At 64.2% G+C, this 13,727-nt stretch carries 9 protein-coding genes, 1 other RNA gene and 1 pseudogene; 5 read left to right on the top strand and 6 right to left on the bottom strand.

The annotated features are described in order from the left end of the window. Nucleotides 1–81: 81 nt before the first annotated feature. The 4 genes and pseudogenes from PanNE5_RS22125 to PanNE5_RS22110 all read left to right on the top strand — a co-directional run. On the top strand, nucleotides 82–840 hold the full coding sequence (locus PanNE5_RS22125) for an SDR family NAD(P)-dependent oxidoreductase (protein ID WP_261938819.1): 759 nt from the start codon (nucleotides 82–84) through the stop codon (nucleotides 838–840). Between the two features lie 34 nt (nucleotides 841–874). Beyond that, complete coding sequence (locus tag PanNE5_RS22120) at nucleotides 875–2,044, top strand: acetyl-CoA acetyltransferase (RefSeq protein ID WP_150564655.1); 1,170 nt, start codon at nucleotides 875–877, stop codon at nucleotides 2,042–2,044. Beyond that, nucleotides 2,041–3,663 carry an acyl-CoA synthetase gene (locus PanNE5_RS22115; protein ID WP_261938818.1) on the top strand — a complete coding sequence of 541 codons (1,623 nt, stop codon included), beginning with the start codon at nucleotides 2,041–2,043 and terminating at the stop codon, nucleotides 3,661–3,663. The genes PanNE5_RS22120 and PanNE5_RS22115 overlap by 4 nt, the downstream gene beginning before the upstream one ends. Nucleotides 3,664–3,816: 153 nt before the next feature. Continuing rightward, a pseudogene (locus PanNE5_RS22110) lies at nucleotides 3,817–4,269 on the top strand (Fic family protein); the annotation flags it as partial. 172 nt (nucleotides 4,270–4,441) lie between these two features. On the opposite strand, the gene ssrA reads toward PanNE5_RS22110, so the two are convergent. The 6 genes from ssrA to PanNE5_RS22080 all read right to left on the bottom strand — a co-directional run bounded on the left by ssrA (nucleotide 4,442) and on the right by PanNE5_RS22080 (nucleotide 13,115). Beyond that, nucleotides 4,442–4,800: a transfer-messenger RNA gene (gene ssrA / locus PanNE5_RS22105) on the bottom strand. A 30-nt stretch (nucleotides 4,801–4,830) separates the two neighbouring features. Next, nucleotides 4,831–8,835 carry a DUF748 domain-containing protein gene (locus PanNE5_RS22100; protein ID WP_261938817.1) on the bottom strand — a complete coding sequence of 1,335 codons (4,005 nt, stop codon included), beginning with the start codon at nucleotides 8,833–8,835 and terminating at the stop codon, nucleotides 4,831–4,833. A gap of 111 nt (nucleotides 8,836–8,946) precedes the next feature. After that, on the bottom strand, nucleotides 8,947–9,672 hold the full coding sequence (locus PanNE5_RS22095; protein WP_261938816.1) for an HAD-IA family hydrolase: 726 nt from the start codon (nucleotides 9,670–9,672) through the stop codon (nucleotides 8,947–8,949). A 1-nt stretch (nucleotide 9,673) separates the two neighbouring features. Next, complete coding sequence (gene ubiG, locus PanNE5_RS22090; protein ID WP_026132131.1) at nucleotides 9,674–10,372, bottom strand: bifunctional 2-polyprenyl-6-hydroxyphenol methylase/3-demethylubiquinol 3-O-methyltransferase UbiG; 699 nt, start codon at nucleotides 10,370–10,372, stop codon at nucleotides 9,674–9,676. Nucleotides 10,373–10,589: 217 nt separating this feature from the next. Continuing rightward, entirely contained in the window at nucleotides 10,590–11,723 is a 1,134-nt protein-coding gene (ald, locus tag PanNE5_RS22085) for an alanine dehydrogenase (protein ID WP_261938815.1), read from the bottom strand. 105 nt (nucleotides 11,724–11,828) lie between these two features. Continuing rightward, nucleotides 11,829–13,115 (bottom strand): D-amino acid dehydrogenase, encoded by a 1,287-nt coding sequence (locus tag PanNE5_RS22080; RefSeq protein WP_017234858.1) that lies wholly within the window; start codon nucleotides 13,113–13,115, stop codon nucleotides 11,829–11,831. A 104-nt stretch (nucleotides 13,116–13,219) separates the two neighbouring features. Here PanNE5_RS22080 and PanNE5_RS22075 point away from each other — a divergent pair, with 104 nt between their 5' ends. Beyond that, nucleotides 13,220–13,708: an Lrp/AsnC ligand binding domain-containing protein gene (locus PanNE5_RS22075; RefSeq protein ID WP_017234859.1), complete on the top strand. Its 489-nt coding sequence runs from the start codon at nucleotides 13,220–13,222 to the stop codon at nucleotides 13,706–13,708. The last annotated feature ends 19 nt before the right edge of the window (nucleotides 13,709–13,727 follow it).

The following is a 13,727-nucleotide window of genomic DNA, read 5'->3' as shown; positions in this document are numbered from 1 at the left end:
ATGCCCATCATCGATTCCACAATTTCATCGACCCGTGCGGCGTTCGGCGCGGGCATCTCGAATTTGAGACAGGAGCCACACATGGAAGCAGAGTCACGGGTCGCGGTGATCACGGGCGGCGCGGGCGGCATCGGCGCGGCGATCGCCGAACGGCTGGCCGAAGATGGGTTCACGGTGATCGTCAGCGATCTGGCACTGGAGGCCGCGCAGGCCGTGGCGTCGGCGATCATGGCGCGCGGACATCGCGCAGATGCCATGACGCTCGATGTGGGTAACGACGATTCGATCGAACAGTTCTTCGCCGCGCTCGACGAACGTCATGGCCGGTGCGACGTGCTTGTCAACAACGCCGGCATCGCCAGCCTCAAGCCATTCATCGATTTCCCGCTCGACACGTTCCGCCGCATCATGGAGATCAACGTGACCGGTCCGTTGGCGCTCGCGCAGCACGCGGCGCGTCGCATGCGTGCGCGCCAGTGGGGCCGGATCGTCAACATCGCGTCGACGAGCGGCATCCGCGCCGGTGCCGGACGTACCGGCTACGGCACGTCGAAGACCGCGATGATGGGGCTTACGCGCCAGATCGCGATCGAGCTTGCCCAGTCGGGGATCACGGCGAATGCGATCGCGCCGGGGCCGGTCGAGACGCCGCTCACCCGGCATCACTCGGCGCAGGCGCGCGAGACCTATCTGCGCCAGGTGCCGATGAAGCGCTACGGCCAGCCGAGCGAGATTGCCGCGGCGGTCGCGTTCTTCGCGTCGGAGGGCGCGAGTTTCGTGACCGGCCAGACGCTCGCGGTCGATGGCGGCTTCGTTGCCGCGGGCATCCTCGACGAATGACGCTGGCCTGCACCGAGCTCAAGGAAGAGACAAGATGAATACGCAACCCATGCTGGTTGGTTGGGCGCACTCGCGCTTCGGCAAGCTTGATGCGCCTGACGTGGAAACGCTGATGCGGGACGTGATCGGCGACGCGCTGGCGCATGCGGGCGTCGTGGCCGAAGACATCGACGCGGTGATGGTCGGGGTCTACAACAACGGCCTCACACCGCAGGGCTTCGAGGGCGCCCTCGCTTCGCTCGCGCAACCGGGCCTGCGCTTCGCACCCGCGATGCATGTGGAGAACGCCTGCGCGACAGGATCTGCAGCGCTTCATGCGGCGATGGATTTCATCGCGGCAGGGCGTGGCAAGCTCGCGTTGGTGATCGGGGCGGAGAAGATGACCGCCGTGCCGGGGCGGGCCATTCCCGACATCCTGATGAGCGGGTGTTATCGTCGCGAGGAAAGCAACCCCGACGGCTTCGCCGGCATTTTCGGACGGATCGCGCAGGCGTATTTCGAGCGCCATGGCGACCACAGCGACGCGTTGGCGATGATCGCGGCCAAGAACCATGCGAACGGTGTGCGCAATCCCTATGCGCACTTGCGCAAGGATCTGGGGTTTGCGTTTTGCAATACACCGTCGGAACAGAATCCATTCGTCGCCGGACCGCTGCGCCGCACCGATTGCTCGCTCGTCTCCGATGGCGCCGCAGCGATGGTGATCGCCGCGCCCGAGGTCGCGATGACGATGCAACGTGCCATTCGATTTCGCGCCCGCGTGCAGGTCAACGATTTCCTGCCGCTCGCGAAGCGCGATCCGATCGCGTTCGAAGGGGCGCGTCGCGCGTGGGGCAAGGCGCTCGGCAGCTCTGGGGTGACGCTGGGGGATCTGAGTCTTGTCGAGACGCACGACTGCTTCACGATCGCCGAGATGATCGAGTACGAGGCGATGGGGCTCGCCGCCCCCGGTGAGGGTTGGCGGGTGATCGAGGAGGGGGTGACGTTGCGCGACGGGCGCTTGCCGGTCAACCCGTCGGGCGGGCTCAAGTCGCGCGGCCACCCGTTGGGCGCGACGGGGGTCTCGCAACATGTGATGGCGGCGATGCAGCTCACGGGGGAGGCGGGCGACATGCAGATCGCTGACGCCGCGCTCGCGGGTGTCTTCAACATGGGGGGCGCCGCAGTGGCCAATTACGTCTCGATCATGGAGCGCGCCAAATGAGCTTCATCCACATGACGCCGACCTCGGCACGAGTGATGAACCTTGCGTATTTCGCGACGCGCAACGCGCGTCGTTTTCCGAATCATTCCGCGATCGTTTTCGGCGAACAGCAATGGACGTGGCAAGCGTTCGACGCACGCGTCTCGGCGCTCGCGGCGGGCTTGCGCGCGGTCGGTGTGGGCGCCGGCGATACCGTGCTTGCCCACTCGCGAAACAGCAACGAGATGATCGAGGCGATGGTCGCCGTGTTTCGTCTGGGGGCGGTCTGGGTGCCGACCAACTTCCGGCTCGCGCCGGGCGAGGTGGCCACCATGGCCCGCGTGGCGGAACCGACGGTATTTCTGTGCCAGACGGATTACCCGGAACATGCTGCGGCGGTTGTCGCGGAGCGTCCGGGCTGCAGCATCGTCTGGTTCACTGGCGACAATGCGGTGCCGGACGAATCGCCGCACGTGAGCGCGCTGATCGATCGCCACCTGTCGGCCCCGATGGCCAACGCGGTGGTCGAGCGCGACACGCCGTGCTGGCTGTTCTTTACCTCGGGCACCACCGGGAGTCCAAAGGGGGCGGTGCTCACGCATGGGCAGCTTGCGTTCGTCATCAACAACCACCTGTGTGATCTCATGCCGGGCCTGACGCACGAGGATGGCTCGCTGGTGGTCGCGCCGATTTCGCACGGCGCGGGCATGCATCAGCTCAACGTGATGGCGCGTGGCGGCACGACGGTGATCATGCCGGCCCAGAAGCTCGATCCTGCGCAGGCGTTCGCGCTGATCGAGCGGTATCGGCTGACCAATATGTTCACGGTGCCGACGATTCTCAAGATGTTGGTCGAGCACCCGGCTGTCGACGCGTACGACCACGCGAGTCTGCGTTACGTGATCTACGCGGGCGCGTCGATGTACGAGCAGGATCAGAAGCGCGCGCTGGCCAAGCTGGGGCCGGTGCTGGTGCAGTATTACGGCCTGGGGGAAGTCACGGGCAACATTACCGTGTTGCCGACATACGACCACAACGACGAGACCATCGCGTTGCGACCGCGGACTTGTGGGGTCGAGCGCAGCGGCATGCAGGTGACGATTCAGGACGATGACGGCAACGAGCTTGGGCCGGGTGAGACGGGCGAGGTTTGCGTTATCGGTCCGGCGGTTTTCGCGGGCTATTACCGCAACCCCGAAGCCAACGCCAAGTCGTTCCGCGATGGCTGGTTCCGCACGGGGGACATCGGGCATATGGACGAGAACGGTTATGTGTATCTGACCGGTCGCGCTTCGGATATGTATATCTCGGGTGGGTCCAATGTGTATCCGCGCGAGATCGAGGAATTGATGTTGACGCACGGGGCGATCACCGAGGTTGCGGTGGTTGGCGTGCCGGATGCGCAGTGGGGCGAGGTCGGTGTGGCCGTCTGCGTTTTGCATGCCGCGGAGGGGCTGGACGAATCGGCGCTGCAGGATTGGCTTAAGACCCGAATCGCCAAGTACAAAGTTCCCAAGCGAATTGTCTTTTGGGACGCGCTGCCGAAGTCGGGCTACGGCAAGGTGCCGAAGCGGATGGTGCTCGATGAGTTGAGGCGGCGCGATGAGGCCTCTCAGGAGGTGGAGATGCGGTCGGATTGAGGGGGGGGCGGTGCGGTGAATGGGCCGCACTATCACCGCATTACATGCGGCGAATAGCGTACGTTTGCGGAGATTACGGCCCATAATCTCCGCATGAAAAGCGGCGATTACACTTGTATCTGGCAGGCTGGCGACTGGCCATGTTGGCGCTACGATCTGGTTAGTCTGGCCCGCGCCGATGGCAGTCCTCAGCGCTTTTACAGTCTGTCGGCGCAAATCCAACGCGACCGCAAGGCCTACTACGACATCCTGGAGCGCACGCAGAAGCGATCGCTTGATGTCGCGGAGTGGCTCGCCTGGTTCTTCGAGACACTGCATCGTGCTGTCGATCAGACACAGCACACACTTGACGCCGTGCTATCCAGGACTCGGTTTTGGCCGCGTTGGGCGGCAACGCCGATGAACGAGCGACAGGTGAAGGTGGTCAATCGGCTACTCGATGGCTTCGAGGGTAAGCGCACCAGCAGCAAATGGGCGGCGATTGCCAAGTGTTCACAGGACACAGCGCTACGAGACGTTACCGAATTGCTGGCCCGTGGGGTCCTGCGCAAATCGGATGCGGGTGGACGCAGCACTAGCTACGAGTTGAGCGAATCGCGAGGGTGAGGGTCGAGTCGACCCGGACAAGAAACGCCTGAGGTCGGGCGAAATCGGCTGACGTGCACCGTCATCTCGACGCCTCGCGCATGTATTGGGGCGTTGCGAGCGCCTGGGGCCGGACCCTGGACGAGACCAGAAAAGAAAAAGCCCCAACTGAGATCAGTTGGGGCTTCAATATTGGTGGAGCCGGCGGGGATCGAACCCGCGTCCGCAAGTACTCTACGATCAGTTCTACATACTTAGTTCAGTCATTTGATTTAACCGTTTTGTCGCGGACGAACACGCTACGCAACAGCGATCCACTTGATTTTAGGCTCCGGCGCCGTGGCACCACCGAAGATTATCTGACGTGAATAACCTCGCTTGGTATTGCTACCCTAACCCGTCAGAGAGCTAGTGCGAGGCAGGCGCCCTTAGGCAGCCAGTGCGTACGAGTTATCGTTTGCAGTTACTAATTTTCCCATTGATTAACGAGGTGACGGGTCCTCGGTATGCCCTGATTCGCTTCGCTACCCACGTCGAAACCATGTCGGCCCCAGTGGTAACGCTGATTATGACACAAATGGCCTACTTAAGTTCAAAGTCCACCCGTGTCGTCGCCCCCTTGTCCTTGATACCGTCCGCGTTGAGCTTCGGCGCCACCACGAACATCCGATCCGACGCGATCTTGCCGTCCAGCCACGACCGTACACGCTGCGCCCGCCGATCCGCCAGCGCCCGCAGATCGTCGTCGCCCACCTTGATGTTCGTCTCCATGAGCTTTTCCATTTCGTCGTCCGGCAGCGATTTGGCAAACCCGATCATGTTGCGCGGCTTGGCAAAGTCCGCTGCCTTGTAGGCGGCCGTCAAGTACTTGCTGCGCTCCTCCGGACTTACCTTCACGGTGTCCACGTCGATGCTCTCTCCCTTGCCGACCATCGCCTTGACCTTCTGCGCCTTGATCGCGCGCTCCACCGCTACCTTGCGCAGACCGTCGGTATCCTTCGCCGGATCGACCCGGCCCTCGATATCCAGCTTCAACGCCGTGCGATCCGTCAGCGCCTTGACCAGCGTCTCCAGCCGCTTCTCGCTCTCCGGCGTCAGACGCGCGCTGCCTGGCGCGAACTCCACGTAGCCCAGCTCCTGGTCACCGCCGCCAAACGCCGACGCCAGCAAACTGAACGGCGCCGTCGCCGCCTTGACGATCAGGTTCACGAACGCCCGGAAAATCACCCCGCCAAGGCTGAACTGCGGATCGTCGAGCGAGCCGGAGATCGGGATGTCCACATCGATTTCGCCGCGCGAATTCTTCAGCAGCGATACCGCCAGACGCACCGGAAGATTGGTCGCCGTCGGGCTGTCCACATGATCCCCGAACGTCAACTGGTCGATGAAGATGTGATTGTTCGCCGTCAGCTTCGCCTGATCGAGCAGGTAGTGCACATCGACCGTGAGCTTGCCCTTGTCGATGGGGTAGCCCGCGTACTTCGTGGAGTACGGCGTGAGATTGGTCAGCTCGATGCCGTCGGCCTTGGCACTCAGATCCACGAACGCCATCGGCGCAAGCGGATTGATCTTGCCGTTGATGCCGATCGGTGAATTCCGGTTGACCTTGCCTTGCAGCGAGACCGCAGCGGGCTCGGTCGTCGCCGTGCCGAAGGCGCCGATTTGCCCACCAATATCCGTCAGGTTCGCTGTGTAGTTCGGCTTGACGAAGTTGTCCGTGAAGTTGATGTTGCCGCCTTGCAACGTGATACGCCCGATGTGGACGTCCGCAGGCAACGCCTTGCCAGCCCCGTAGCCCGGGCCGCGCTGTGCCGTCGTCTCGCCAGGCTTCTGCGCTGGCGTCTCGACGGCCGTCGGTTGTCCCGCTTCCACGGCGGACGCCGCCGCATCGAGCGGTGGCTTGGCCGTCGATCCACCGAGCGGCACGCCTTCGTTCGCACGCGTCAGCGAACGCGGTGCCGCTTCCTTGTTGCCGACCACATCGGCCAGATTCAAGCGCCCGTTCGCGTTGATGATCAAACGCGCGTAGAAGCGCGACAACGCAATGCTGCCCAACTGGACGTTAGGCTTGCCGCTGCCCACCGCCAGATTGATCTGCTGCACCGCCAGCGCATTCCAGCGCATGAAGTCATCCGTCGTGACCTTGTCGAGCAGACGCACGTTGCCCAGCGTGGCATCGCCGCGGTAGGTTGCCTGCGGGGTGTCGCCCTTCATCGCGAACGTGGCCCGCCCGTTGCTGGAGAGCAGCGCGCTCGCGATGCTCGCGTTCAATTGGTCACTCATGTACGAATCGAACGCCGCCAGATCGAGCTGCTGCGTCTTGATCTGAAGATCGGCCGCGAGCGGTTGCGGCGTGACGTGGCCCGTGGCGTTGAGCGACCCTTTCTTATTGAGCGTGCCGCTGATGTCCACCTGCAACGGCTTGCTCATGTCCTGCGACGCACCTTGCACCTTGACGTTGAGCGGTGCGAACGTCGCGTTGATCGGACGGCCTTTGACGTCGCGGTCTTCAAACCCGAGGCTGGCGTTTTCCAACGCCACCTTGCCGACAGTCCATTGCCAGCCGCCCGCGCTCGCCTGCGCGTTCGATGAAGTCGATGCGGCGGACGTCCGCCGGCCGCGCTCCGTGCCCACGCGCGCCTTTATATCTTTGCCTTTGCCTTGGTTTGCGGCGGCTTTCGGCTGGCCGTCGCCGGTCAGGGCGAGCAGGTTGATCTTGCCGTCCTTGTCGCGACGCGCCGACACCTGCAGCCCGTTGACGGTGACCTCGTCGAGCGCCGCTTGCCGCGCGCCCAGATCGAAGTGTGAGAGTTTCACTTCAGCCTTGGCCAGTTTGACCGGCGCGTCGCCCTTGAGTCCGGTCAGCCATTCGATCTTCTCGAGCGTGGCCGTGGCAGGCGCAATTTGGACGTTGGGCTGCTTGTCGGGGGCAAACGCCGCGCTGAACTTGGCCTGAGCGCCGAGCGTGCCACTCTTGAGCTCGCCCGCGAGCGCGCCTTGCGCGAAGGGCAGCAGGGCGGCGAGCGCAATCGACTGGGCCTCGAGTTCGCCGCTAGCGTTGTACGCGGGCAGGCTGAACTGGCCGTGCGCCTTGAGCGAACCGCCGCTCTGGATGCCCAGCGACGCGTCGTACGTCGCGGGGTCCTTGCCGAGCGTCGAGAACTGCTTCACGCCGATCTGGATATTCTCCAGCGCGAGGCTCGCTGGTTTCGCGCCGCGCTCGTCGGTCAAGCGCACCTTGCTGTTGACGAGCGAGACGTCGCCGACCAGCAGGTCGAGCGGCGCGGGTTCGGCAGCGGCCAACGCTTTCGCCTGGGCCGCTTCGGCCGCCGACGCCGGCGACGCAGGACGTGCCGTCTGCTCGGCCGGCACCTTCGGTGCCGCCTTGGCCGCTTCGCTCGCTTGCGGCGACGCCGCAGCCTGATCCACCGCCTTGCCTACCGCCTTGATGACCTGACGCTGCGGCAGCAGCGCCTTGGCGACGTTGATCGAGCCGTCTTTTTCCAGCGTGACGTGCTGGTCGAGACCGTCGACTCGCACACTATCGATGTGATAGACATTGCCAAGCGGCTCGACCTTGCCCAGCTTCACGTCGACTTGCTTGACCGCGACGAGCGGCGAGCCATCCGGCTCGTTGACCACGGCGTCGGACAATCCCGCCGTGCCCGTGAGCAGCACGTGATTGCCGTCCTTGTCGCGGGTGAAATGCAGCTTCAGATCGGTACTGATGGCGCCGCTCTTGATCTGCGCGGGCACGTTGACCGGCGAATATCCGAGGTACTTGGTCAGATCGAACCGGTCGAGCTTGATGTCGACCGTCGATTCCAGCGAATCGGCAAACGGCTTGGTCTGGCCCGAGATCCGTACCGGCGAGCCGTCGATGGAGGCCTGCAGCAGCGGCTGCACGAAGATGTCGGTGTCCGCCGGCAGGTTCGCGATGAACGGCACGCCGACCTGCAGATGATCGATGACGTGCTTTTCGTTCTGCACGGCGTCGTCGAAGCGCACCGTACCGTTCTTGATCTGCACGTTATTCAGCGCAAAGCGAGCGGGCTTCGACGGCTCGGGGGACGGCGGTCCCGACGTTGCGCGATCGATGATGTCCGAGAAGTTGAAGCGCTGTGGGGCCGTGCGCACGATGTTGAGCACCGGCGTGTCGACGTAAAGCTCGTCGACGACCGGTGCAAAGCGGAACAGCGAACCCCACGAGGCGTTTACGCGCAGCATGCCCACGTCCACGAATGGCTGCCCCGGCGTTTTGTCGCCAATATGGACCTGATGCAAATCGAGGCGCAGTGTGTACGGGTTGAAGCTGACGTCGCCCACGCTCACCGGTCGTTCCAGATAGGCCGAGAGCTTTTCGACGGCGTAATGCTTGACCACCGCCGGCACAGTGAAATAACCGATGACGCCGAACACGGCGATCACCCCGGCGGTCCACAGGCTGGTCTTGCGCGCACGGCGGCGCACGTTGGGGTCGCGCCCGAGCGCGCGGGCACGAACGAGACCTTGTTGCAGACGAGTGCCGTCGGCGGACGATTCCGGCGAGGCTGAAGGGGGTTTGCGATCGTTCTCTTGCTCGGCCATGCGGTCTCCCGTAAGTCGCCAGTGACGCAGGCGCCGCGCCTCTGTTGCGCGGCGAGACAGACCCGGGATCGGCTGCGGTGGCCCTGTCCCGGGCGGTAATGACCCGACCCGTCAGGCCGGCAACATTACCAGCGGGGCGATCGCCCCCGCGTGTTCGACGACAGCGTCCGCCTGCCACTCGGCAGGGGTCAGCGAGTCGCCGCAATAGCCATAGGCTGCCGCGACAGTCGCCATCCCTGCCGCCTTGCCCGCCTGGATGTCGCGCAGGTCGTCGCCGACGTACACGATGCGCCCGGGCGCGATGCCCATGCACTCGGCGGCGTACAGTAGGGGGGCGGGGTGAGGCTTGCTGTGCGGCGTCGTGTCACCCGATACCACGCATGCGGCGCCCTCGGCGAGCCCGAGCAGTTTGACGAGCGGATCGGTCAGACGCGCGGCCTTGTTGGTCACGATGCCCCACGGCATGCCGCGCGCAGCCAAGGCCTCGAGCAGCGCGGGAATCCCGTCGAACAGTCGACTCTGCACGCACAAGGCGGCTTCGTAATTGGCGAGGAAGGCATCGCGCAAGGAAGGGAACGCCGCATCCTCAGGGGCGACGCCGAAGGCGCTGCCGATCAGTCCGCGCGCGCCGTGCGACGCTTGCAAGCGCAGCGTCTCATAGGGACCCGGCGCCAGACCGCGGTCGGTGCGCACCTTGTTGACGGCGGCGACGAGATCGAGCGCCGTGTCGGCCAGCGTGCCGTCCAGGTCGAACAGCACGGCGCGAACGTTGCCATTGAGCAGTTGTGCATCGGCGCCGAAGGGCGTGGCGGGGACTCGGGCGGGGGGCTCGAACATATCAGGCATCGCGGGTGCACGCGATCATGTAGTTGACGTCGGTGTCGCGGTTGATCGCGTAACGCTTGCTCAGCGGGTTGTAGGTCATGCCGCGCAGATCCCGCACCGTCAGGCCGCTGGCGCGGGCGAACGACGCGAGTTCCGACGGTCGGATGAACTTGGCGTAGTCGTGCGTGCCACGCGGCAGCATGCGCAGCACGTATTCGGCGCCGACCACCGCCAGCAGCCAGGCCTTCGGGTTGCGGTTGAGCGTGGAGAAGAACACATGACCGCCCGGTTTGACGAGCGTTGCGCAGGCCGCCACGACGGATGCCGGTGACGGCACGTGTTCGAGCATCTCCATGCAGGTCACCACGTCGTACGTTCCCGCATCGCGCGCGGCGAGCGCCTCGGCGGAGATCTCTTCATAGTCGATGGACAGGCCGGCTTCGAGGCTGTGCAGATCGGCCACGCCGAGCGCCTTTTTCGACAGGTCGATTCCCTTGACGTGTGCGCCCTGGCGCGCCATCGATTCGGAGAGAATGCCGCCGCCGCAGCCGATGTCCAGCACGCGTTTGCCCTGGAGCGGCACATGCTGCTCGATCCAGTCGAGCCGCAGCGGGTTGATCTCGTGCAGCGGCTTGAATTCGCTGTGGGGATCCCACCAACGGTGGGCCAATTCACTGAATTTATTGAGTTCTTGCGGGTCGGCGTTCATCACTTGCTCATGGACAGGGACGGCTTGGGGACAGGCAGAATGCCGCGCGGCAGCACGTGCCTGGGTACCGGCTTGACCGGCGGGCGCCGTCGAGATGAGGCAAGTATAACGAAGGGAGTGTGCCCATGTCCAAAGCGCGAGGCGTGGCGCGGCGCCGGGTGTGAAGCGCCCCGGCGTCGCGCCGATGCATCTACGCGCCTACGCGTTCACGTCGTTGTGCCTACGCCGCAGCCGGTAAATTCGCCAGCACGGCATGCGGATCGTGATAGACCAAGCCCAGCGCGTCAGCGACACCACGATTGGTCACCCTGCCGCGCGCCACATTGAGTCCGGCAAGCAGGTGCGGATCGGCGCGCATCGCGGCGACCGGTCCATGGTCGGCCAGTTGCAGAATGAACGGCAACGTCACGTTGTTGAGCGCGAACGTGGAGGTGCGCGGCACGCCACCCGGCATATTGGCCACACAATAGTGCACGATTCCTTCCACGACATAGACCGGATCGGCGTGCGTCGTTGCGTGAGAGGTCTCGCAACAACCGCCCTGATCGATCGCGACGTCGACGATGACAGCGCCCTTGCGCATGAGGCCGAGCATCGCGCGCGTGATGAGTTTCGGCGCCGCCGCGCCCGGAATGAGGACGCCGCCGATGACGAGATCGGCGGCGCGCAAATGCGTTTCGATGGCGTGTTGCGTCGAGTAGACCGTCTGGACGTGGCCACCGAACTGCGCATTGAGGCGGCGTAACGCGTCGACCGATTTGTCGATCACCGTCACCTGCGCGCCGATGCCCACGGCCACCGTCGCGGCATTGGTGCCCACAACGCCACCGCCCAGGATCACGACTTTGCCGGCTTCCACCCCCGGTACACCGGCGAGGAGCAGACCCAGTCCGCCATGCGTCTTTTCGAGCGCGGTGGCCCCGGCCTGAATCGACATGCGTCCGGCGACCTCGGACATGGGGGCGAGCAGGGGAAGTCCGCCGTTCGCAGACGTCACCGTCTCATAGGCAATGCACGTGGCGCCGCTCTTGAGCAGGTCACGCGTCTGGTCGGGATCGGGGGCGAGATGGAGGTACGTGAAGAGTGTGTGATGGGGCTGGAGCCGGGCGCGTTCGACGGCCTGCGGCTCCTTGACCTTCACGATCAGTTCGGCGCGATCGAACACGTCGACCGCCGTTGCGGCAATGCGTGCACCGGCGGCGGCGTAGACCGTGTCGTCCATGCCTATGCCGGACCCGGCCTGGGTTTCGATCCACACTTCGTGCCCGCGGGCGACGACTTCGCGCACAGCGGCGGGCGTCATGCCGACGCGGTATTCGTGGTTCTTGATCTCCTTGGGTACACCGATTTTCATGATGCGTCTCCTTTTTTGTGATGTGACAGCAAAAAGTGACGACAGCGCATGCCAACGTTTCGGCGGCGCCAATCAAAACGGCACCCGAAGGTGCCGTCTGGAAGCTCAGGCGAAGGCCGGTTGGGCCTGCGCGTCGGGCGCGCGGCTGTAGCGCGCCACCGACAGATCGTCGGCCAGAATCGCGGGCCGCCGTCCCGACATCAGATCGGCCAGCAACTGGCCTGAGCCGCAGGACATCGTCCAGCCCAGCGTGCCGTGTCCCGTGTTCAGGAACAGATTGCGCAGGGCGGTGGCGCCCACGATCGGCGTGCCGTCGGGCGTCATCGGGCGCAGCCCCGTCCAGAACGAGGCGTCGGCCGTGTTGCCGGCGCCTGGATACAGATCGTTCACGACCATTTCCAGCGTGGCGCGGCGAGCCGGGTTGAGCGTCTTGTCGTAGCCGACCACTTCGGCCATGCCGCCGACGCGAATGCGGTCGTCGAAGCGAGTGACGGCAATCTTGTAGGTCTCGTCGAGCACGGTCGACACCGGCGCGCGCGATGCATCGGCGATGGGCACCGTAATCGAGTATCCCTTGAGCGGATACACCGGAATGTCGACCAGGCCGCGCAGGAACGGTGTGGAGTATGACCCGAGGGCGACGACGTAGGCGTCGGCGCGCTGCACCGTGCCTGCGCAGACCACGCCATCGATCTTGTCGCCGACAACGTTCAGACCGTCGATCGGCATGTCGTAGCGGAATTTCACGCCGAGTGCCTCGGCCATCGCCGCCAGACGCGTGGTGAACAACTGGCAGTCGCCGGTTTCATCGTTGGGCAGGCGCAGGCCGCCCGTAAGCTTGTGAGCGACGGCCGCCAATGCCGGCTCGGCGCTGGCAAGCGCCTGGCGGTCGAGCAACTCGAACGGCACACCGGCCTCTTCAAGCACCGCCATGTCGCGCGCGGCGTTCGCCAGTTGCTCGTCGGTACGGAACAGTTGCAACGTGCCCGCCTGACGACCTTCGTAAGGAATGCCCGTCTCCGCGCGCAACGCACGGAAGCAATCGCGGCTGTACTCGGCGATCCGCACCATGCGTTCCTTGTTGACGGCATAACGCTCGGGCGTGCAATTGCGCAGCATTTGATAGAGCCACTTGAGTTGCGTGAGCGTGCCGTCCGGACGGATGGCGAGCGGGGCGTGCTTCTGGAACAACCACTTGATGGCCTTCGTCGGAATGCCCGGCGCGGCCCACGGCGAGGCGTAGCCCGGCGAAATCTGGCCGGCGTTGCCGAAGCTGGTCTCGAGCGCCGGTCCGGCTTGACGATCGAGCACCGTGACGTCGTGCCCGGCCTTCGCCAGGTAGTAGGCGCTGGTGACGCCGATGACGCCGCTACCGAGAACGATGACCTTCATTGCGTTGACTCCTGTAAAACCATGTTTATCCAGTAATAATTGGCATAGTATTATCTGATTAGTAGGTTTAGTTAATGTATATATTGGAAATTCAGGAATAAATAATGAGAGTCCAACAGCAATCGATCCGAACGCTGGATCGGCTCGATCGGCGCATTCTCGCGCTGCTTCAGCAAGACGGGCGGATGTCGATGAAAGACCTCGCCGAGCAGGTCGGCCTGTCGATTACGCCCTGCATCGAGCGCGTGAAACGCATGGAGCGCGACGGGGTGATCATGGGGTACTACGCCCGGGTGAATCCGGCCGCGCTGGGCGCCGCGTTGCTGGTATTCGTCGAGATCACGCTCGATCACAAGTCAGGCAACATGTTCGATCAGTTTCGGCGGGAAGTGCTGCGGATCCCGGAGGTGATGGAGTGCCATCTCATCTCGGGCGACTTCGACTATCTGATCAAGGCGCGCATTCGAGAGATGTCCGAGTACCGTAAGTTGCTCGGCGACATCCTGCTGCAACTGCCGGGGGCCGTGCAGTCGAAGAGCTACGTCGTGATGGAGGAGATCAAGGAGACGCTCACCATCCACGTCGAGGAGTGAGCGCGGCGGCGGGAGGGCG

It is taken from the genome of Pandoraea sp. NE5, assembly GCF_024363545.1.
Lineage (GTDB): Bacteria > Pseudomonadota > Gammaproteobacteria > Burkholderiales > Burkholderiaceae > Pandoraea > Pandoraea cepalis.
Note: the sequence above shows the minus strand (reverse complement) of the source record. Positions and strands in the feature narration are given on the sequence as shown.